This window comes from Rhodococcus sp. WWJCD1 (assembly GCF_002258735.1).
In the GTDB taxonomy this organism is placed as follows: Bacteria; Actinomycetota; Actinomycetes; order Mycobacteriales; family Mycobacteriaceae; genus Rhodococcoides.
Genome location: NZ_NOXY01000025.1, coordinates 115,298 through 135,287, shown reverse-complemented (window position 1 = coordinate 135,287; position 19,990 = coordinate 115,298). Strand labels below are relative to the sequence as shown.

At 63.4% G+C, this 19,990-nt stretch carries 18 protein-coding genes; 11 read left to right on the top strand and 7 right to left on the bottom strand.

Features of this window, described 5'->3' with window-relative positions:
* Window positions 1-25 precede the first annotated feature (25 nt).
* Window positions 26-1,507, top strand: coding sequence for an SAM-dependent methyltransferase (locus CH286_RS17865; RefSeq protein WP_176458281.1), 1,482 nt, complete (start codon window positions 26-28; stop codon window positions 1,505-1,507).
* Here the strand turns inward: CH286_RS17865 and CH286_RS17860 are convergent.
* Window positions 1,491-1,733: an ArsR/SmtB family transcription factor gene (locus CH286_RS17860; RefSeq protein WP_371128986.1), complete on the bottom strand. Its 243-nt coding sequence runs from the start codon at window positions 1,731-1,733 to the stop codon at window positions 1,491-1,493. The two genes, CH286_RS17865 and CH286_RS17860, sit on opposite strands and share 17 nt — an antisense overlap.
* Before the next feature lie 166 nt (window positions 1,734-1,899).
* On the opposite strand from CH286_RS17860, the gene CH286_RS17855 reads away from it, so the two are divergent.
* The 3 genes from CH286_RS17855 (at window position 1,900) to CH286_RS17845 (ending at window position 5,164) form a co-directional block, all read left to right on the top strand.
* Window positions 1,900-2,946, top strand: a complete 1,047-nt coding sequence (locus CH286_RS17855) for an SDR family oxidoreductase (protein ID WP_094609979.1) — start codon at window positions 1,900-1,902, stop codon at window positions 2,944-2,946.
* Window positions 2,947-3,027: 81 nt separating this feature from the next.
* Window positions 3,028-4,317 (top strand): MFS transporter, encoded by a 1,290-nt coding sequence (locus CH286_RS17850; RefSeq protein WP_094610021.1) that lies wholly within the window; start codon window positions 3,028-3,030, stop codon window positions 4,315-4,317.
* A gap of 55 nt (window positions 4,318-4,372) precedes the next feature.
* Window positions 4,373-5,164, top strand: a complete 792-nt coding sequence (locus tag CH286_RS17845) for an acyl-CoA thioesterase (protein WP_094609978.1) — start codon at window positions 4,373-4,375, stop codon at window positions 5,162-5,164.
* Here CH286_RS17845 and CH286_RS17840 read toward each other — a convergent pair.
* The 4 genes from CH286_RS17840 to CH286_RS17825 all read right to left on the bottom strand — a co-directional run bounded on the left by CH286_RS17840 (window position 5,152) and on the right by CH286_RS17825 (window position 9,633).
* Complete coding sequence (locus CH286_RS17840) at window positions 5,152-6,630, bottom strand: mannitol dehydrogenase family protein (protein ID WP_094609977.1); 1,479 nt, start codon at window positions 6,628-6,630, stop codon at window positions 5,152-5,154. The two genes, CH286_RS17845 and CH286_RS17840, sit on opposite strands and share 13 nt — an antisense overlap.
* A 102-nt stretch (window positions 6,631-6,732) precedes the next feature.
* Entirely contained in the window at window positions 6,733-7,704 is a 972-nt protein-coding gene (locus CH286_RS17835) for an ABC transporter substrate-binding protein (protein ID WP_032402657.1), read from the bottom strand.
* A gap of 55 nt (window positions 7,705-7,759) precedes the next feature.
* Window positions 7,760-8,857 (bottom strand): ABC transporter permease, encoded by a 1,098-nt coding sequence (locus tag CH286_RS17830; RefSeq protein ID WP_080730678.1) that lies wholly within the window; start codon window positions 8,855-8,857, stop codon window positions 7,760-7,762.
* On the bottom strand, window positions 8,854-9,633 hold the full coding sequence (locus CH286_RS17825) for an ATP-binding cassette domain-containing protein (RefSeq protein WP_037148364.1): 780 nt from the start codon (window positions 9,631-9,633) through the stop codon (window positions 8,854-8,856). The genes CH286_RS17830 and CH286_RS17825 overlap by 4 nt, the downstream gene beginning before the upstream one ends.
* 405 nt (window positions 9,634-10,038) lie before the next feature.
* On the opposite strand from CH286_RS17825, the gene CH286_RS17820 reads away from it, so the two are divergent.
* Complete coding sequence (locus CH286_RS17820) at window positions 10,039-10,764, top strand: SDR family oxidoreductase (RefSeq protein ID WP_032402720.1); 726 nt, start codon at window positions 10,039-10,041, stop codon at window positions 10,762-10,764.
* 31 nt (window positions 10,765-10,795) lie between these two features.
* Window positions 10,796-11,803 carry a LacI family DNA-binding transcriptional regulator gene (locus tag CH286_RS17815; protein WP_037148367.1) on the top strand — a complete coding sequence of 336 codons (1,008 nt, stop codon included), beginning with the start codon at window positions 10,796-10,798 and terminating at the stop codon, window positions 11,801-11,803.
* Here the strand turns inward: CH286_RS17815 and CH286_RS17810 are convergent.
* Complete coding sequence (locus CH286_RS17810; protein WP_176458280.1) at window positions 11,788-12,369, bottom strand: AAA family ATPase; 582 nt, start codon at window positions 12,367-12,369, stop codon at window positions 11,788-11,790. The two genes, CH286_RS17815 and CH286_RS17810, sit on opposite strands and share 16 nt — an antisense overlap.
* 74 nt (window positions 12,370-12,443) lie before the next feature.
* On the opposite strand from CH286_RS17810, the gene CH286_RS17805 reads away from it, so the two are divergent.
* The 5 genes from CH286_RS17805 to CH286_RS17785 all read left to right on the top strand — a co-directional run bounded on the left by CH286_RS17805 (window position 12,444) and on the right by CH286_RS17785 (window position 18,614).
* On the top strand, window positions 12,444-13,448 hold the full coding sequence (locus CH286_RS17805) for a LacI family DNA-binding transcriptional regulator (protein WP_176458279.1): 1,005 nt from the start codon (window positions 12,444-12,446) through the stop codon (window positions 13,446-13,448).
* Window positions 13,449-13,458: 10 nt separating this feature from the next.
* Window positions 13,459-14,814 (top strand): FGGY-family carbohydrate kinase, encoded by a 1,356-nt coding sequence (locus CH286_RS17800; protein ID WP_217902937.1) that lies wholly within the window; start codon window positions 13,459-13,461, stop codon window positions 14,812-14,814.
* 70 nt (window positions 14,815-14,884) lie between these two features.
* Entirely contained in the window at window positions 14,885-15,769 is an 885-nt protein-coding gene (locus tag CH286_RS17795; protein WP_032402652.1) for a tagatose-bisphosphate aldolase, read from the top strand.
* A 71-nt stretch (window positions 15,770-15,840) separates the two neighbouring features.
* Window positions 15,841-16,920, top strand: coding sequence for an alpha/beta hydrolase (locus CH286_RS17790; protein WP_094609973.1), 1,080 nt, complete (start codon window positions 15,841-15,843; stop codon window positions 16,918-16,920).
* A gap of 68 nt (window positions 16,921-16,988) precedes the next feature.
* A complete protein-coding gene (locus CH286_RS17785) occupies window positions 16,989-18,614 on the top strand; it encodes a long-chain fatty acid--CoA ligase (protein ID WP_094609972.1) in 1,626 nt (541 codons plus the stop codon).
* A gap of 65 nt (window positions 18,615-18,679) precedes the next feature.
* Here the strand turns inward: CH286_RS17785 and aztD are convergent, their stop codons facing one another.
* Window positions 18,680-19,915, bottom strand: coding sequence for a zinc metallochaperone AztD (gene aztD, locus CH286_RS17780; protein WP_094609971.1), 1,236 nt, complete (start codon window positions 19,913-19,915; stop codon window positions 18,680-18,682).
* Window positions 19,916-19,990 lie beyond the last annotated feature (75 nt).

The following is a 19,990-nucleotide window of genomic DNA, read 5'->3' as shown; positions in this document are numbered from 1 at the left end:
ATCAGCACCACTGCCGGAGGCACCGATGCCCAACAACGAGTTCGGGGACTTCCAGACCCCGATCGAGTTGGCGCGCGCGTTGGTCAACACTTTGCCTCGTCGCAAATGGACCCGTGTTCTCGAACCCACCTGTGGTGTCGGGAACTTCCTGTCGGTGATGGCCCGGAGTCACCCCGAAGCAGAGCGAGTCGGGATCGAGGTGCAGCCCGAGTATGCCTCGTATGCATCACAATTCGGCAGGGTTGTCACTGCGTCGATTTTCGACTTCGATCTGGCGTGTGATGTCGACTGGACATCGGGGCCAGGCCCGACTCTCGTCATCGGAAACCCACCGTGGGTGACCAACTCTCAACTATCGGTGCTCGATTCTGCCAATCGTCCTAACCGCGCGAACACCAAGAACGCCCGCGGAATCGACGCGATCACCGGCAGTTCGAATTTCGATATCGCAGAATACATCTGGATCAAACTCCTCACCGAGTTCAGCGATAGACCGGTGACCATCGCGATGATCTGCAAGACCCAGGTCGCGCGCAATGTTCTGCTGCACAGCGCACAGCAGCAGCTTCCGGTGACCGGAGCGAGTCTACGAATGATCGATGCGAAGAAGTGGTTCGACGCGGGGGTCGATGCCTGCTGGTTCACTGTGGAGCTCGGGCCGGGCAAGGCCGACTACACCGCGCAGACATATCCGAGCATCGATGCGTCACAACCCGACAACAGAATCGGGGTCGTCGACGGTCAACTCGTCGCGAACGTCGAAGCGTATGAGCGCAGCAAGCAATTCGACGGTGCCAGCCCTCTCACCTGGCGGCAGGGCATCAAGCACGACGCCGCCGCAGTGATGGAGCTGATCGAAAACAACGGTCCTCGAACCAAACTGGGAATCGGCGTCGACGTCGAACCCGACTACCTGTTCCCACTGTTCAAGTGCACCGATGTCTACCGCGACAAGCTGGACTCGGCGTCCAAGTGGATGATCGTGCCGCAGTCGCATACCGGTGACGACACCGAGCTACTTGCGTCGACTGCACCGAAGCTGTGGAAGTACTTGACCGACAACGCCGATGCGCTCGACGGAAGGAAGTCGTCGATCTACCGCAACAGGGCCCGCTTCTGCATCTTCGGTGTCGGCCCGTACACGTTCGCTCCCTACAAGATTGCGATTTCCGGGTTCCACAAGATTCCACAATTCAGGATGGTCGGCCCTTACGACGGCAAACCAGCGGTGTTCGATGACGCCACGTACCTACTCCCTTTCGAGGACCCTGCATCATGTGCAGTCGCCCACGCGCTGTTGACCGGACCGGAAGCGACTGATCTCATTGCGGCCCTGGCATTCTGGGACAGCAAACGGCCGGTGACGAAGAAGCTCCTTCAACGCATCGACCTCTCGGCCATCGCTCGCGAAACCGACAAGGACACAGTGCGATCTCGAGCCCTGACTGTGCACCCGAACGGCAGCGCGGTCGATCAGGCCATGGATGCCTTCACAGATCGGTCTTGATCGTCTCGGCCAGTCGGTCGAGGTATTCGGCGTTGCGTTTGTAGTGCACCCACGGCCCGATTTTGGTGCTCGTCACCAGGTGGGCGCGTTGCAGTACCGCCATGTATTGCGAGGCCGTCGATTGTGAGACACCCGCTCTGGATTGAATGTGCTTGAGGCACACCCCTACCTGTTCGGCCGGTTCGAGCTGCGGCGGAAAATCGCTCGGGTCCTTGAGCCATTGCATGATCGCCAGTCGCGCGGGATTACTGAGGGCACCGAACACTGCCGCAAGCTCCGCGGGGTCCAGTTCGTCAGCCACCCTCGAAGCGTACTCCAATATCGCAATATCCCGATCTGTGGTCTACTTGCACGGACATCGTAATATCGCGATATCCAGATAGGAGTAGCTCATGCAGCGAGCAGTAGTCGTGGGGGCCAACGGAGTGATCGGCGGAGATCTCGTCGCCCACCTGCAGCGAAGCGGAGATTGGGACATCATCGGCCTATCACGCCGCGGAGGTGTTGACAGCGAACACGTCCAGCACATTGCGGTGGATCTGCTCGATGGTGAGGAGACTCGACGCCAGCTCTCGGACCTGACGGACATCACGCACATCTTCTACGCCGCGTATCAGGAACGCCCCACGTGGGCCGAGCTCGTGCCTCCCAATCTGGAGATGCTCGTCAACGTGGTCACGACGATCGAGGACAGCTCTCCGAATCTGGAACACGTCAGCCTGATGCAGGGATACAAGGTGTACGGCGCGCATCTGGGCCCATTCAAAACGCCTGCCCGCGAATCCGATCCACCGCATATGCCGCCCGAGTTCAACGTCGACCAACAGCACTTCCTCGAGACCCGTCAGGTCGGCAAGAGGTGGACCTGGTCGGCTATCCGGCCATCCGTGGTGTGCGGGGTGGCGCTGGGGAATCCGATGAATCTGGCAACCGTCATCGCTGTGTACGCAACCATGTGCAAGAAGCTGGGTGTACCGATGCGATTCCCGGGCAAACCCGGTGCTTTCGGATCGTTGTTGGAAATGACCGATGCGTCGCTGCTCGCCGAAGCGACGGTCTGGGCCGCGACCACTCCCGACTGCGCGAACCAGGCGTTCAACATCACCAATGGAGACCTCTTCCGCTGGAACGACATGTGGCCTCGCATCGCAGGCCTGTTCGGTGTGGATACCGCCACCCCACTGCCGATGTCGTTGGCCGATGTGATGGCCGACAAAGAGTCGCTGTGGAATTCGATCGTTGCCGAGCACGATCTGAAGCCCACTCCCTACCGCGATGTATCTTCCTGGGCTTTCGGTGATTTCGTATTTTCCTGGGATTACGACGTCATCTCCGACGGTTCCAAGGCGCGCCGCATGGGCTTTCATCGTTTCGTCGACACCGAGGCGATGTTCGCCGGAATAGTCGCCGATCTGAGGAGACAACGCATCATCCCGTGACCACACGCGGGTCCAGATTCCGCACCCAGATGGCACCGGCCGCATAGGCTGCCAGTGTCGGTACGGGATGAGGAGATCGCCATGTCAGTGAAGTCCGAATCGACGTCCACTCGGCACGTGATGCCCAAGAAGCAATTGCTGGCAGTCAGTATCGGCAACGCGGTGGAGTGGTACGACTGGACTGTTTACGCGACGTTCTCGATCTACTTCGCCACTCAGATCTTCTCCGGCGACAACCCGGCTCTCGCGCTACTGAGCACCCTGGCCACGTACTCGGTGGCATTCTTTTTCCGGCCTCTCGGCGGATTGTTGATCGGACGCTTCTCCGATCTGAAGGGGCGACGCCAGGCGATGATCCTGACGATCGCGATGATGTCGGGTGGATCGTTCGCGATCGCCGTGCTTCCCACGTTCGCTGTCGCAGGCTGGCTTGCTCCGATTCTGCTGTTGCTGGCCCGGATCGTGCAGGGCATGTCGATGGGCGGTGAGGTCTCCAATGCGTCGGCCTACCTCGCCGAGATCGCCCCGAATGACAGACGGGGCCGCTACTCGTCCTTCTACTACATCTCCACCGGCACAGCCATTCTCCTCGCCTCGCTGCTCGGCGCGTACCTCACCTTCGCGCTCGACGACGCCCAGCTGAACTCGTGGGGCTGGCGCGTGCCGTTCCTCATCGGCGGACTGCTGGGAATGGTGGGGCTATGGATGCGCCGCGGTATGGCCGAAGCCGACAATCAGGAGCGCAACGCCGTGAAGGCGAAGGCTGTGCGAAACCCGTTGTGGATGACCATGAAGCACCATCCTCGTGCTGTTCTTCAGGTCGTGGGATTCGTTCTCCTCGCAACCCTCGCCTATTACACGTTCTTCTCCGCGATGACGCCGTACGCCGTCAAGCAACGCGGAGCGGACGCCAACGACGTGTTCGTGGCCTTGTCGATCGCGACAGCGATGTTCGTCGCGTTGCAGTACCCCATGGGCGCTCTGGCGGACCGTATCGGCCGCAAGCCGCAATTGCTCACCTACGCTGCACTGTTCGCGATTCTGATCATCCCGCTCTCCAAGCTGATCGGGCCGTCGTTCGTCAAGCTGCTGATCGTCTTCTGCGTCGGCCTGCTGCTGTTCGCGATGTGCTCGGCCATCATTCCTGCCGTTCTGGCCGAGGCCTTCCCGGCAGAGCTTCGAGGTGTCGGTATCGGAGCTTGGTACAACCTCACCGTTGCGCTGTTCGGCGGCACCGCTCCCCTACTGGTCAACGCATTGTCCGACGCAGGCCACGCCGACTGGTTCTTCTACTATCTCGCGGCAGCCGCTGTGATCTCGTTCCTGACGATGGTGTGGATGCCGGAAAAGCGCGGCCAGGACCTGGACTGAATGCCGGCGACACTACGATCGGATGGCACACACCGTCCGAGGCAGTAGGAGAACCATGCATCCGTTCGACGAGGCAGTCGCGCTCGACGTGGTCGGCGACGGCACCTACAACGGAAAGACGTCGCCGCCGTACAACAACATGGTCGGCCCGTTCGGTGGCGTCACCGCGGCGACGTTCATCCGGGCCATCGAACTGCACCCGGAACGCCTGGGAACGCCGGTCTCACTGACTGTGAATTTCGCCGGACCGGTTGCCGAGGGTGATTTCGAGATCTCCGCCCGCCCGGTGCGGACCAACCGAAGCAACCAGCACTGGTATCTCGAACTGACGCAGAACGGTGCGGTGGCCACGACCGCAACAGCGGTGTTCGGTGCGCGACGTGACACCTGGGACAACATCGAGGCAACGGCCCCGACCGTTCCCTCCCCCAACGACACGAAGCAGGGCGGGTTTCCCGATGCCATCGCGTGGGCTCGGAACTACGAGATGCGGTTCGTGGCAGGCGCACTGAGCGATCAGGAATCCGCAGACTCGACGGAAACCTTGTGGATCCGCGATACCCCGCCGCGGCCCCTGGACTTCGCAGCCCTGACCTCGCTCAGCGATGTGTTCTATCCGCGGATCTTCCAGCGGCTGGGCACGTACGTTCCGGCGGGCACCATTTCCCTGACGACCCACTACTTCGCGACGCCCGAGGATCTCGAGCAGCACGCCGACGGATACATCCTCGGCACCGCACGAGCGCGCCGCTTCCACCAGGGCTACTTCGACCAAACTGCGGAATTGTGGACCGAGGGCGGGAGTCTGTTGGCCACCAGCCACCAGGTGGTCTACTACAAGGTCTGACCAGCCGACGACTGCTCCAGCACCCGGCGCACAGCACCGCGCGCACCGCTGTCCTGCAGCGAACGCTTGGCTCGCTGGTATGCACCTCGTAGTCTCGGGCTGCCCGCAAGATCCCCGAACACTGCCCGGTTGGTCAGAAACGCTCCGGGGTTGTCGTGGTCTTCCCACGACAGTCGTTGCAGTCGTTCGGAATCGGCATCGACCATCGGAACGTCCCCGCGCTCGTGGACTCCGCACCACGCGGCGAGGACCAGGGCGGCATGATCGACGGATCGGTCCTCGGCAAGGCGGTCTCGGATCACCGGCAGAACGAATTTCGGGATTCGGACAGATGCGTCGACGATCTGACGTTCGAGGGTGTCACGAACCGCCAGACTCGAAAACCGTTGCAGCAGTTGCTCGATGTACTCACCCAGGTCGATTCCCGGTACCGGTGCCAGCGTCGGGGCAGCCTCGGCCCGCATGTACGACGCGACGAATTCGCGCAGGTCAGGACTGGCCATGACCTCGTGCACATGGGTGTAACCGGCGAGGATGCCGAGGTAGCTCATGGCCTGATGAGAACCGTTGAGCAGGCGCAGTTTCATGTGCTCGTAGGGGGCGACGTCGGTCACGAGTTGCACGCCGACGTCGGCGAAGGGCGGTCGCCCGAACGAGAATGAGTCTTCGAGTACCCACTGGGAGAACGATTCCGACTGGACCGGCCAGCGGTCGTCGATGCCGAAGTCACGTCGCAGGTCGTCGACGACAGTGGGCGTCGTGGCCGGGGTGATGCGGTCGACCATCGAATTGGGGAACGCGGCTGTGGCGTCGATCCAGTCGGCCAGATCGCTGTCGTGGTGGCGCGCGAAGGACGTCAGCGCGGTGCGAGTGACCGTTCCGTTGTGGACGATATTGTCGCAGGACATCACAGTGAACGGCGGGATTCCATGGAAGCGACGGGTGGCGAGAGCAACGGTGAGGAAACCGAAGACACTCGACGGCGTGGAGAGGTCCTCGAGATCGGCGAGCACCGCGGGATCGGTCGGCTCGAACACCCCGGTCACATCGTTCACGCCGTAGCCGGCCTCGGTGATGGTCAGCGACACGATCATCGTGGCGGGTGAGCTGAGCACGTCGAGCACCCCCTGCGGATCCTCGGGTGCGAAAACGAAATCCGCGACCGAACCGACAACCTGCGCATCGCGTCGGCCATCGGGGTCCACGGTCACGACCGTGTAGAGATGATCCTGAGCGTCGAGGACCTCCCCGATTCGCTTGTCTCCCGGCAGGACTCCCACTCCGCACAGCGCCCAGTCGAGATGACCGGCGGAGAGCAGGCGATCGAAATAGACGGCCTGGTGCGCGCGGTGAAACGCACCGACCCCGAAATGCAGCACACCGCAGTGCAGTTCGTCCGCGTCGTACTCGGGCTTCGCTACGCCCGCAGGCAGATCATTCGATGTGGTGCGACGAAGCTCGATCATGACAGGTCCTCGGGGTCGGATGAACGTGGTGAGCGGTGGCGCTCCCGGGCATGTTCTGCCACCAGGAGCACCACCGCAGTTCAAGGCGTCAAACGTCAGGGATCAGCAGGACGACTTGTAGACGTACTGCGCGCCCTCGCCGTCGATGTTGTCGGCGGTGATGACGTGGAAGCCGGTCGAGATCTCGGCGGTCACCGGCTGGTCGTTGATTGCGGCCATGGCCTGCGCGACGCCGTCCGTTCCGATGGTGTCGGGCTGCTGCGCGATCAGAGCCTGGACTGTTCCCTCACGAAGCTGCTTCACCTGTGCGGGGCCTGCGTCGAAGCCGATGATCTTGACCTGATCCTGCTTGCCCGCCTGCCGAACTCCGGTCGCGGTGCCCTCGGCTGCGAACGTGTTCGCGGCGAAGATACCGGTGATGTCGGGGTCCTTGGCCAGGGCGGCAGAGACGAGACGAGCAGCTTCGGCCGGGTCGTTGTGGCTGTACTGCACGCCGAGGTAGTCGAAGGCAGGGTTGGCACCGACGGCTTCCTCGAAGCCCTCCACACGGGCGTCGGCGGTGGATACACCGGGATCGGTGGAGATGACGAGCACCTTGCCGCCGGCCGGGCTGAGACGCTCGATCGCGTTGAACGCCTCTGCCCCACCGCCCTTGTTGTCGGACGAGATGGAGGAGACCGCGATGGACGGGTCTTCCAGGGTGGTGTCGACGAGGACGACCTTGATGCCCGCTTTGGAGGCTGCCGCGAGGGGCGCCTGCATGGCGGCGACGTCGGTGGGCGCGATGAGGATCGCCGACGGGCGTGATGCGACAACCGAATCCACGATCGGCTTCTGCAGGGTGGGATCGAACTTCACCGGGCCCTGGGTGTCGACGGTGACGCCTGCATCCTTCGCCGCAGCTTCGATTCCGCACTGCATGCTGATGTAGAACTCGTCGCCGCTGACGCCCTGGATGAAGGCGATGTTGCCGCTGCCGCCACCGCTTCCGGAGTCGGACGAACAACCCGCCAGGAACATGGCGGAAACCGAAGCGACACTCAATGCAACGACGGCGGTGCGTGATGTGATCATGGTCGACTTTCTTGTAAAGGGTTTGCGATATACGGAGTTTGGAAGCTGGCCGGAGCTAGGGACTTCGGGACCAGAGTTTCTTGAGGGAGCTGGGCGATTGACCTCGGCTCGCCGCGTCGCGTCGACGCTGATCGAAGTAGACCGCTGCGATGAGGACAGCACCGACGGCGACCTGCTGCCAGAACGGCTGGACTCCGACGATGACAAAACCGTTCTGCAGCACGGCTGGGATGAAGAGTCCGACGACGGTGCCGAACATGGTTCCGATGCCGCCGAAGAGGCTCGTTCCGCCGATGACCACTGCCGCAATGACATTGAGGTTGGTCTGCGACTGACCGGCGATGGCGGTGGTGCCGTACTGGGACAGAGACAGAATGCCCGCGAGCCCGGCGAGAGTACCGGAGAGTGCGTAGACCTTGACCAGGTGCATGTCCACCTTGATGCCGACGCGTCGCGCAGACTGCTCTTTGGAGCCGACGGCGAAGGTGTAGAGGCCGAACTTGGTGCGATGCAGCACGATTCCGAAGATGACGACCAACACCAGAGCGATGCTCGAGATCAACGGAATGGTGGTGGCCGGAAAATTTCCGTAGCCGATGGTATCGACCAGAACCGGTGGCACGTCGCGGATGTCGACACCTCCGGTGATGACCTGCGAGAGCCCGAGAGCGCCACCCAGGGTCCCGAGAGTCACGATCAGCGGAGGCACGTTGGCCTTACCGATCAGGAAACCGTTGAGCAATCCCCAGCAGAGGCCACACCCCAGTGCCACCACGATTCCGACAGCGGCAACTCCCCATCCGTCGCCCCCGATCGCGGCCATGGTCTTGGCCGAGACGACGCCGGAGAAGACGAGAACGGAGCCGACCGAGAGATCGATACCGCTGGTGACGATGACGAAGGTCATGCCGATGCCGAGAACGGCCAGGATGGATACGTTCTGGATGATCTGGCGGATGTTGCCCCACTCGGGGAAGCTGCCGGGAGCCATGATCGAGAACACGAGGCAGATCGCGGCCAAGACGAGCACGATCTGGAACACCTGAACCCGGGCCAACTTACCGAGCGCTTCGACGAGATCGAAGGAGTGGCGAGACGGCTTGTCGCCGGGCGGCATCGGCTCGAGCGAGGGGCTGATGGTCTGGTTGGTCATCGTGTGGCTCCGGTGGTTGCGCCGGTCATCGCGCCGACGAGTTCTTCCATGGTCGTGTTCTTGGCGTCGAGGGTGGCCACGCGCTTGCCCATTCGCAGCACCTGAACCCGGTCCGCAACTTCCATCACGTGCGGCATGGAGTGGCTGATGAACACCACGGCCACTCCCCTGTCCGCCACGCGGCGAATGGTGTCGAGCACGTTGCGGGTCTGGACGACTCCGAGCGCTGCTGTCGGCTCGTCGAGAAAGACGACGCCCTTGGCCCAGGCGACGGCTCGCGCGATGGCAATGGCTTGTTGCTGCCCACCCGACATCGCTCCGACCGGGACGGTCAGGCTACGCACGGTGGCACCGAGTTCGTTCAACGCGTCCTGCGACTGCTTGCGCATCGTGGAGACGTCGAGAAAACCGAGATGGCCGAGCAGCCCCTTTGCCGGCAGTTCGCGTCCGAGAAACATGTTCTGCTGCGCGTTGAGGTGCGGCGCGAGAGCAAGATCCTGGAACACCGTCTCGATGCCGAGTTCTGCTGCAACGGTTGGACTGTCGAGATCGACCGCGGTGCCGTCGAACAGGATCTCGCCGGTGTCGACGGCCAGGCTGCCCGAGAGCGCCTTGACCATCGTCGACTTGCCTGCGCCGTTGTCGCCGATGAGGGCGACGACCTCACCCGGGTAGATGTCGAAGTCGGCATCGTCGAGGGCGCGCACGTTTCCGAAACTCCTCGACAATCCCCTCGCTTCGAGGATCGGTGTCGCAACAGGTGCAACGCTGGCCATGGATACTCCTAGGTCGAATCGAGAAAGCTTCGAGTGCGGGATGGACACCCCCACCGGCGCTCGCAGTACGGTCCGAGGACGTGGTCTGCGAAGCAGGTCGAGCTCCCTTCGGGGCTCGCTGTGTTAACGAGTGTGACCCACACAACTCGCATTGTCACGCGTTTCGCAAAAATTCATGTCACCGGTGACATGGACACGGGCGACACCTCCCGAACAGCGCCTGCGAGAAGCCGATATCGGACCGGAAGGTACCGTCTCTGAACTGCGCCGATACGCAATCTTGCCGTTTTCGACGCTCACGCAAGCGGGCTGAGGTACCGTCCATGACACCGATGACATATACGAGCTTCACGGAGCCGATGACATCGATGACATGACCATTCGGAGACAGTGAAGGTAGACCCCATGGCGAAGTTCGACGGCCGGAAGATCTTGGTGACAGGTGCCAGCGGAGGCATCGGCTCGGCGACAGTGCGTCGGTTGGTGGCCGACGGTGCCGACGTCGTCGCGGCGGGCCAATCGGTGGATGCGCTGGACAAGCTGGCCGACGAGACCGGCGCAACCCCCCTGGCCTTCGATCTGACCTCCGAGGACAGCGTCCGCGAGGCTGTCGAAGGCCTCGAGCTGTACGGCGTGGTGAACTGCGCAGGATTCGGCGGCGAGATCGCCACACCTCAGGACACCGACATCTCGATCTTCGACAAGGTCATCGCCATCAATGCGCGCGGCGCACTGTTGGTCATCAAATACACCGTCCCGGCCATGATCGCCGCGGGTGCCGGTGCCATCGTCAACGTCTCGAGTCAAGCCAGCCTGGTCGCCCTCACCGGCCATATCTCGTACGGCTCCTCGAAAGCGGCCCTGGACAACATCACTCGCGTCTCCGCACTCGAGCTCGGCCGACACGGGATTCGAGTCAACGGCGTCAACCCGACGGTGGTGATGACCGAGATGTCTGCGTTCTACTGGGGTCGCCCCGAGATCGAGGAGCCGTTCCTGGCTCAGATGCCGCTGGGAAGGTGGGCCACCGAAGACGAGATTGCCGCGCCGATTGCCTTCCTGCTGAGCGATGATGCTTCCATGGTGACCGGAGTGTCGTTGCCAGTCGATGGCGGCTACACCAGTCGCTGACGAGACGATGACGAGCAGACGGGCGTAGATCATGACCACCATGCAAGACGTCGCCGCACTGGCCAAGGTCAGCGCCAAGACCGTCTCACGGGTGTACAACAACGACCCTCACGTCGACCCCGATACCCGTGCCCGCGTCACCGAGGCCTTGAATTCGCTGAACTACGTGCCCAATACGATGGCCACGTCGTTCCGCAACGGTCAGGCGGCAGCCATCGGAGTCGCCGTCCCTGATATCGACGATCCGTTCTTCTCTTCCATTGCACGCGCCGTGGAGGAACGAGCGCGACAGGACGACATGGCCGTTCTGGTCACCAGCCTCGGTCACGACGGCGATCAGGAGCAGGCTCTGGTGGAGTCGCTGCTGCGTAGACAGCTGAGCGGCTTGATCATCGCGCCGACCGGTGCACACCACTCCTACCTGGAGCGGTGGATCGACAAGACCCCCACGGTGTTCGTCGATCGGGCTCCCGACGGACTCAAAGCAGACAGCTTCGTCGACGACGACCACGGCGGGGCGGTGTTGGCCACCGACCACCTCCTCGATCTGGGACACACCCGCATCGCAGTCATCGGCGACAGTGCCGGCATCCCGACCAGCCGAAACCGGCTCGAGGGGTATCGGGAGTCGTTGCAGGCGCGCGGAATCGACTTCGACGACACTCTGGTCGCTCTGGGTGTGTTGGACCGCGAGGATGCCCGGGTGGCGCTGACCGACCTGACTGCACTCGAAAGTCCGCCTACCGCATTGTTTCTGTCCAACGCGCGAGTTGCGATGGCGTGCGTACCTGTTCTGCAGCAGATGAATCTGCTGCATCTGGCGTTCGTCGGATTCGGCGATTTTCCCCTTGCCGATGCAGTGATGCCACCGGTGACGGTGATCGATCAGAATCCCGCTCGCCTCGGCCGGTTGGCCATCGAGCGACTACTGGGACGGATCGAGAATCCGAGCAAGCGCTACAAGCGCCGCAACATCCTCGGCGTCGAGCTGATCGAGCGCCAATCCTGCACTCCTGGAACAGATCACCGCTGCGACTGATCCTCGAGCGCGTGCGCAACCAGATCGACCTGCAGTGGGGTCGACAGTTCGGCATCGACCCGCAGATGGGGAACCAGCGGCTTGGCCGCCGGGGCGTCCACCGGCCGATGGGCATCACGCTCCGCCCCACGCGCAGCGCGCCTGCGCGCCAACAGCTCCGGTGACCCGTCGACGTGCACGACCAACGATGCAGCGGGGGCTACGTGCGAGACCAGTCGTTCCCACTCCGCGCCGGCAGTCAATTCGCGGGTGAAGGGTGCGACCAGAACGGGGCGCTGACCGATCTCCACGAGGTCCCGCGCAGCAGCGAGCAGTACGGCGTATCGGCCGACTCGGATGCGTTCCGAGTACGGGCCCGCACTGTTCCAGTGAGGGCCGTCCAGCAACGAATCCAGTTCGTCGAGAAGCGGATTGGTGAGCGTGTCCAAGTCGAGCAGAGCAGTGCCGAAACGTCTCGCCAGCTCTCTACCGAGAGTCGTCTTGCCACTTCCCGCAGCACCGGCAACCACCAGAACCGGCAGCCGTTCGCGATCGATCACGGAGACGTCTTGACAGACATGAGTCATAGGGGGAATCATACAAGACAACGTTGTCTCGCACAGTTGATACCGCGAGCACACTCCTCCGATCGAGAGTTCACGTGACCGAGCGCGCAAGCATCAAAGACGTCGCCGCATTGGCAGGCGTCAGCTTCAAGACCGTCTCACGCGTCGTCAACGGCGTGGATACGGTCTTGCCGGAGCTGCGTGAGCGCGTCGAGGCCGCGGTCCAGACGCTCAACTACGTTCCCAATTCTGCTGCTCGATCGCTGAAATCGGGGTCCGGCAACACGATCGGCATCATCGTCGACTCCATCGACGACGTCTTCTTCGCATCCCTGGTCAGTGCCGTGGAGGATCGCGCGCTCGAGCACGGTCTCGCAGTGATCGTCGGCAGCACCGGGTTCGACGCCCAGCGCGAGCGGGATCAGCTGGCCCTGCTTGCCGGGCAACATGTGCGAGGGATCATCCTTGCGCCGGTAGGCGATCACAGCGATTTCCTCGTGCCGCGTCGTCGAACACTTCCCACGGTGTCCATCGACCGTTCGATCGCGGGATTCGATTCGGTCATCGTGGACGATTACGGTGCCGCCAAGCGCGCCGTCGAGAAGTTGGTGGCAAGCGGGCACACCCGAATTGCGTTGCTCGGCTTCGACGATCGACTGCAGACCGCCCAGCTGCGCCGGCAGGCGTACCTCGACGTGCTCGCGGACATCGGACAGAAGCCCGAGGCCGCTCTCGCTCCTCCGGTGTCGCATGCCGCGGATTCGGTGCGTCCCGTCGTCAAGAAGCTACTGGCACTGCGCAATCCGCCGACCGCCTTCTTCGTCGCCAATGCACGACATGCCACGGCCGTGGTGTCGGTGCTGCACGAAATCGACCGCACCGACGTGGCGATGGTCTCGTTCGGTAACTTCTCGCTCGCCGACGCCGTCAGCCCGTCGGTGACCTGCATAGACCAAGACCCGTATCGCATCGGCACACTCGCCTTCGATCGCCTGGTTCAGCGGTTCGACGATCCGTATCTCGAACCGGAGCAACAGGTCGCGCCCACCACGCTGGTGGAAAGACTCTCGCATGCCCTCCCCCTACCCGTACAGAAATGAGACCAACTCCGTGAACCCCAGACTTGTTGCGGGACTGGACCTCGGGAGCACCGGCGTCAAGGTGCTCGTCACCGACGATGCCGGCACCGAGCTGCTCATCGAGCAGAGTCCCACACCGTGGCGGCACGGCCCGGGCGGAACCACCGACCTTGCCGCCGAGGACTTGCTGACCACCATCGGGCAGTTGCTCGACGCCGTCGCGCGTCGGCTGCCCGACGTCACCGGCGATGCGGCCGCCCGCATCGACGCCATCGCAGTGTCCGGGATGGGCGAAACGGGCTTCCTTCTCGATAAAGACAACGTTGTCCGCGCGCCGGCCTTCGCCTGGTTCGATCCTCGCGGTCAGCAGCAGGTCGACAACCTGCCGGCCGAATTGCGCGATCAGTTCGCCGGCAAGACGGGCCTTCCCGTCGGCGTGCAGGTCTCCGTCGTCAAGATCGCACACCTTCGCGACAACGGACTGAGCTTGAACGGGCTTCGCTGGTTCAACCTGCCGGAGTTCGTCGTACTGTCCCTCGGCGGCCGCGCCGTGGCCGATTACTCGCTGAGTTCGCGCACCGGACTACTCGATCAGGATAGCGGCGAACCCTGGTCGGAGATGTTGGCGCACTTGGGCGTCGGAGCCGATTTCATTCCGCCCTTGGTCGACGCCGGAACAGATCTCGGAACTGCCGACGCACCAACACTTCCCGAGACGATCGCCGGCGCTCGGTTGACCGTGGCCGGTCACGACCATCTCGTCTCCGCAGTATCCGGCGGGGCCATCCCTCACGACCGGTACCACGTGTCGATGGGCACCGCCGAGGTTCTGCTGCGGGTACTCGACGCTCCGTTGACCACGGCCGCGCGGAGCAGACTCGCCGAGCATCTCATCAATTCGGTCCGCCACGTGGTGCCGGGCCAACACGTACTCGTTGCCGGAGTCAAGACCGGTTTGCTGATGCGACGGGCATTGCAGCTCTGCGACATCAACGATCGAGCCGGACGCGATCTGCTGGATCAGCGAGTGTGCGCTCTGCCTGCGGGTGGGCCGTTCACCGACGGCGGTCTCGACATCGCGGGTGCCCGCAACGACGACGGAGTTCTGTCCATCACGGTCCGCACCGACGGAATCGATGCGGCCGAGCTGTTCCGTTCGATTCTGTTGCACGGCAACGACGAAGTGGCTCGACTCATCGAGGCACTGGACGCCGAGGTGCCGCCCGCCAGCACGACGTTGCTCACCGGCGGCTGGGCCGGGATGGCCAGCGTGCGTGACGCACGAGCTCAGGTGTTGCCCGGCGTCTCGGTCTCGACCCGCTCGCAGGACACCGCCTACGGTGCAGCACTGTTCGCTGCCCGCCTACTGACGCTCATAGAAATCTGAGCCCACATTTCTGCAGTGAGACAACGTTGTCTCACTTGCGCTCGACCCCAACACCCACCAGGAGAAGAAGATGAACGAACTCACCACCCTCGAACGTCGCGGAATGGCTGCCATCTCCACCGCAGACGGCAACATGCTCATCGTCGCCGGAGATCAGCGCAACGGCATGAAGGCCGTCATGAAGGACGCCACCGACGGACCGGGCTCGATCACCGTCGATCAGCTCGCCGAGGCCAAGGCCGATCTGGTTCGCTACCTCGGCAATCACGCACCGGCGATCCTGCTGGACCCGGAGGTGGCACTGCCGAAGATCGTCGACGACGGTGTGCTCTCGCGCAACACCGCTTTGGTGGTCGGCATGGATGCGTCGGGCTTCGAGGAGACCGACGGTTTGCGGTACACCCGCTTCGTCGACGGTGTCACTCCGCGCGTCGTGCGTGACCTCGGCGGCGACGTCGCCAAGATGCTGTTCTACATGCGCCCTGAGCAGCAGGGCGTCGATTCCCGTGTTGCCGAGGAGATCCGGGATCTCGTCAAGGCATGTTCCGCCGAGGGTCTGCTGCTCATCGTCGAGATCCTGACCTACCAGCTCGAGGGCGAGTCGGACGAGGATTACAAGGCCGGCTTCGGCAAGATCATCGCCGACTCCACCCGCATCTCGGTCGAGTGCGGTGCCAAGGTACTCAAGCTCCCGTACCCCGGTTCGGCCGAGGCCTGCGCTGCGGTGACCGAAGCGGCACAGGGTGTTCCGTGGGCCGTGCTCTCGGCAGGTGTCGATCACGAGACGTTCATCGAGCAGGTCCGCATCGCCGTCGCCAACGGTGCCCGCGGAGCAATGGCAGGCCGCTCGCTGTGGAAGGACAGCATGGCTGTCTCCGCCGAGACCCGCGAGGACCTGCTCACCAACCGCGCACTGCCCCGTCTGCGTGAGCTGAACGAGGCCGTCGACGCCTGATTCGCGTCCTTCGACCGAGCCCGAACTCGCCGTTCGGGCTCGGTCGACGCCCGGTGGGTAGCGTGAAACCCATGAACGACGTCTCGAAACACATCGACATCATTGCCGCGCCCGGGGTGTTCGCCGATCTCGCCACCGCGCAAGAACTGGCGGCCAGGGCTCTCGACGCACGCGGGCTGTCCGGCGGAATCGTCGACGCCGCAACCGGATCCGATGAGGTGGTCGTCGTTCCCGGCGACAGAATTCCCGTCGACACGTCCTCGTACAGCAGTGTCGTTCGAGTCGATCTCGGGCAGTGCGCACCGGATCGATCCGATGGAATTCGCACTCACATTCGTGGCCGCGGACTCGACGGGCTGCGCTTCGCGATCGACAGCGTGTATTTCCACCGCTTCCACCCCGGCACGATCGTGTCGTACGGGGATCACCCGGAGCAACGCGGCGAACTGCGCGTGCCGGTCGGTGATGGCCCCTTTCCCGTTGCCGTGCTGATTCACGGTGGGTATTGGCGTTCGCGGTGGGAGTTCGATCTGATGGACGCGATGGCCGTCGATCTGACGGAGCGCGGCTTCGCGACCTGGAACGTCGAATACCGTCGCCCCGACGAGCATGAGTGGGATGCGATGACCGGCGATGTCGCATCAGCCGTTGCTGCCCTGGAGACGGCACCCGGTGATCTGGACTTGTCTCGAATTGTTCTGTTCGGCCATTCAGCAGGCGGTCAGCTCGCACTGCGAGTCGCGGCCGATTCCGTAAGAAAGCCCGTGACACCTGCTCTTGCGGTCAGCCTGGCCGGTGTGCTCGATCTGCGGGTCGGCGACGAGCGCTGGCTCGGCGAGGGCGCGGTGTCGAATGCGATCGGTGCGCGATTCGCCGGAGCGCAGGAGACGTACGAGGCGTCGTCTCCGATCTCGAGGCTCCCGCTCGGTGTCCCGCATCTGGTGGTGAGTGCGGTATCGGACGACCCCAACCTGCTCGAGATCAGTCGGGCGTACTACGCCGCCGCTTCAGCCGGCCCGGATTCCGTCGACTACGTCGAGGGACCGGGTGGCCATTTCGCCGTCATCGATCCCGCGTCGGAGATCTATCGGGACACCGTTCGCGAGGTCGACGCACGAATCCGAGGTACCCGCGACCACGCGTCCGAGTAAGTCCGTATCGTGCATGGTGTGACGCGCAGCACAACGACGTGTATGCCGAGACTTCAGGAGCGAGATCGATGAAGAGCACCATGCAGGACACCCCACTGTCCATCGGCCAGCTGGTTCGATTCGGGACGTCCATTCACTCCTCGGCCGAGATCACCACCTGGACCGACAGCGGCCCCACCACGGTCACCTTCGGGGAATTGGGCAGGCGGGCGGCGCAACTGGCGCACGGTCTACGGTCGATCGGCATCGACGACGATCAGCGCGTCGGCACGTTCATGTGGAACAACGCCCCGCACATGGAGGCCTACATGGCGATTCCTGCCATGGGCGCGGTGCTGCACACGCTGAACATTCGACTCTTCCCCGAGCAGCTCACCTACATCGTCAATCATGCCGAGGACCAGGTGATCATCGCCGACGCGAGCCTGCTCCCCCTGTTGACGCCCCTGCTGCCGACGTTCGAAACCGTTCGACATCTCATCGTGGTCGGCGTCGACCCGGCGCAGGTCACTGCACCCGACGGCATCGAAGTACTGGGCTACGAGGACCTGCTGGCAGGTCAGCCGGAGGAGTTCGACTGGCCCGAGCTCGACGAACGATCCGCTGCCGCAATGTGTTACACCTCGGGCACCACCGGCGACCCCAAGGGGGTCGTGTACTCGCATCGCTCGATCTACCTGCATTCGATGCAGGCCTGCATGACCGACGCGATGGCGATCGCGCAGTCCGACAAGGTCTTGGCCATCGTGCCGATGTTCCACGCGATGTCGTGGGGCTTGCCCTATGCAGCGCTGATGGTCGGTGCGTCGCTGATCATGCCCGACAGGTTTTTGCAGCCGGCGCCGTTGGCGGAGATGATGTCGACGTTGCGTCCGACGGCGGCGGCCGCGGTTCCGACGATCTGGCAGGCCCTGCTCGCTCACCTGGACGAGCACCCAGCCGATCTGTCGAGTCTGCGTGACGTGGTGGTCGGCGGTGCCGCGTGCCCGCCGAGTCTGATGAAGGCATTCCACGAGAAGTACGGCGTGCATATCTCGCAGGCATGGGGCATGACCGAGACCTCCCCACTGGGCACCTCCGGCAAGCCCGATGCCGGCCTGTCCCCGGAGGACGAGTTCGACTTGCGTTGCACACAAGGACGATTCGTCGCCGGAGTGCGAGCACGACTCGTCGGCGATGCCGGCGACGTGTTGCCGTGGGACGGCAAGACCGTCGGCGAACTCGAAGTGCGTGGCCCGTGGATCACCGGCAGCTACTACCGCGCCGATGCGGACGACAAGTTCGACGACGGCTGGCTGCGGACCGGTGACGTCGGCACTATCTCCGAAGGCGGCTACCTGCGGCTGACCGATCGCTCGAAGGACATCATCAAGTCCGGTGGCGAGTGGATCTCGTCGGTGGAACTCGAGAACCAGGTAATGGGACATCCGGCTGTTCGTGAGGCCGCGGTCATCGGTGTGCCGGACGCCAAGTGGGACGAACGGCCTCTGGTGGCTGTCGTTGTCCGCGAGGGTGCGTCGGTGACGGCCGAGGAACTGAAGGAGTTCCTCGACAGTCGCGTCGCGCATTGGCAGTTGCCTGAACGTTGGACCTTCATCGACGAGGTCCCGAAAACCAGCGTCGGCAAATACGACAAGAAGAGGCTGCGAAGCTCGCACGCCGACGGGGCGTTGGACGTCATCGAGCTGGTGTAGCGAAACACGACAAGCCCGGTCGCTGCGCATTGTCAGCAGTGACCGGGCTTGTACTGTGTCGAGAACTATCCGGTCACTCCGGTAAGCTCGTTGGGCGTGTGAGCGAGTTCGCCCGTGGCCGTGACGGTTCCGGTCGCCAGATCGACGGCGTGCACGGCGTTGTCGGCAGGCTCGGACACGTAGGCGGTGCCGTCCTGAACGAACAGAGCCGGACGTGGCTGCTGCCATTCGGTGGGCTCTTCCCACGCCTCGACCACCGGAATCGTACGTGTGACGGCCTTGGTGTTCACGTCGATGACCTGCAGCGCACCGTCGGTACCGAGGACGATGGCCTCACCGGCCGGACCACGCCCGAGGGAGCGGAACGTGTAGCTGGTGCCGAGGTCGACGAGCGACAATTCTCCGGTGACCGTGTTCGTCAGCGACACGCGGGTGGGTCGCTCGAGTTCCGCATCGGGATCGACCTTGTAGTCGCCGAGGAGGATGGGTGACTCCTCGTCGCCGGCCTGATTGCCGATGCGGCCGTACGCATCCGGGCTCTGCACCTTGGTGATGGCACCGTTGCGGTAGATCAGCAATCCGTCCTCGCAGCCGACGACGACGGTCTCGTCGGCGGCCACGGCTTCGCCGTGCACGCCGGGGCACTCTTCGTTGCGAGCGATCTCCTTGCGGTCGACGTCGAGAACGACGATGCCGGTGCGCTCGTCCTCGTTGCCCACTGTCGTCAACAGCGATCCGTCCGAAAGTTCCACGGCCACGCCGTGATGTGCCTCGGGCGTGGTGTAGGACTCGGTCTCGGGCTTGCTACCCGTGAGCAGTGCAGCGGAATCGAACACCTCGACCTTGCCGGTGCCGTCGTCGAACAGGACGGTCTTACCGTCGTGACGAACGACGTGACCCGGGGTCGTGGCATCGAACGCGATGTCGGTCATGGCGGGGGTCGAGGTGTAGTGCTCCGAGCCGTCGGTCCAGGTGCCGGCGTCGAGCGCCGTGAATGCGCCTGAGCCGCTGACGAACACATGACGACCGTCTCCGGCCGGGTTGAGACGAGTGAAGCCCTCGATGCCGCTGATGTCCTCGACAGTCTCCAGAGTCTGGGCGTCGAGAATCATTACGCCGCCGTCGTAGCTGGTGGCAATACGCGGCGTCGCGTCGGAGACGCTCTGCGCTGCTGCGGTTTCGGCGGTGGTGGTGGACTCCGCTTCGGGGGCCGAGTCCGACGAGCAGGCCGCAAGTAGGGCCACCGAGGTGCCCAACGCGATGACTGCGCCGACAGTTCGTTGAGTGCGATAGTTCTTCATGACCCAAAGAAGTACAGGTTTTTGCAAACGATTGTCAAAGAGCGTGATGCGTACAAGTGCATGTGTCACAACGCC

Bases quoted from the DNA above. Each gene is read 5' to 3' on its own strand.
- CH286_RS17865 (WP_176458281.1), top strand. From the start codon at position 26: ATGCCCAACAACGAGTTCGGGGACTTCCAGACCCCGATCGAGTTGGCG.
- CH286_RS17860 (WP_371128986.1), bottom strand. From the start codon at position 1,733: ATGCAATGGCTCAAGGACCCGAGCGATTTTCCGCCGCAGCTCGAACCG.
- CH286_RS17855 (WP_094609979.1), top strand. From the start codon at position 1,900: ATGCAGCGAGCAGTAGTCGTGGGGGCCAACGGAGTGATCGGCGGAGAT.
- CH286_RS17850 (WP_094610021.1), top strand. From the start codon at position 3,028: ATGTCAGTGAAGTCCGAATCGACGTCCACTCGGCACGTGATGCCCAAG.
- CH286_RS17845 (WP_094609978.1), top strand. From the start codon at position 4,373: ATGCATCCGTTCGACGAGGCAGTCGCGCTCGACGTGGTCGGCGACGGC.
- CH286_RS17840 (WP_094609977.1), bottom strand. From the start codon at position 6,630: ATGATCGAGCTTCGTCGCACCACATCGAATGATCTGCCTGCGGGCGTA.
- CH286_RS17835 (WP_032402657.1), bottom strand. From the start codon at position 7,704: ATGATCACATCACGCACCGCCGTCGTTGCATTGAGTGTCGCTTCGGTT.
- CH286_RS17830 (WP_080730678.1), bottom strand. From the start codon at position 8,857: ATGACCAACCAGACCATCAGCCCCTCGCTCGAGCCGATGCCGCCCGGC.
- CH286_RS17825 (WP_037148364.1), bottom strand. From the start codon at position 9,633: ATGGCCAGCGTTGCACCTGTTGCGACACCGATCCTCGAAGCGAGGGGA.
- CH286_RS17820 (WP_032402720.1), top strand. From the start codon at position 10,039: ATGGCGAAGTTCGACGGCCGGAAGATCTTGGTGACAGGTGCCAGCGGA.
- CH286_RS17815 (WP_037148367.1), top strand. From the start codon at position 10,796: ATGACCACCATGCAAGACGTCGCCGCACTGGCCAAGGTCAGCGCCAAG.
- CH286_RS17810 (WP_176458280.1), bottom strand. From the start codon at position 12,369: ATGACTCATGTCTGTCAAGACGTCTCCGTGATCGATCGCGAACGGCTG.
- CH286_RS17795 (WP_032402652.1), top strand. From the start codon at position 14,885: ATGAACGAACTCACCACCCTCGAACGTCGCGGAATGGCTGCCATCTCC.
- CH286_RS17790 (WP_094609973.1), top strand. From the start codon at position 15,841: ATGAACGACGTCTCGAAACACATCGACATCATTGCCGCGCCCGGGGTG.
- CH286_RS17785 (WP_094609972.1), top strand. From the start codon at position 16,989: ATGAAGAGCACCATGCAGGACACCCCACTGTCCATCGGCCAGCTGGTT.
- aztD (WP_094609971.1), bottom strand. From the start codon at position 19,915: ATGAAGAACTATCGCACTCAACGAACTGTCGGCGCAGTCATCGCGTTG.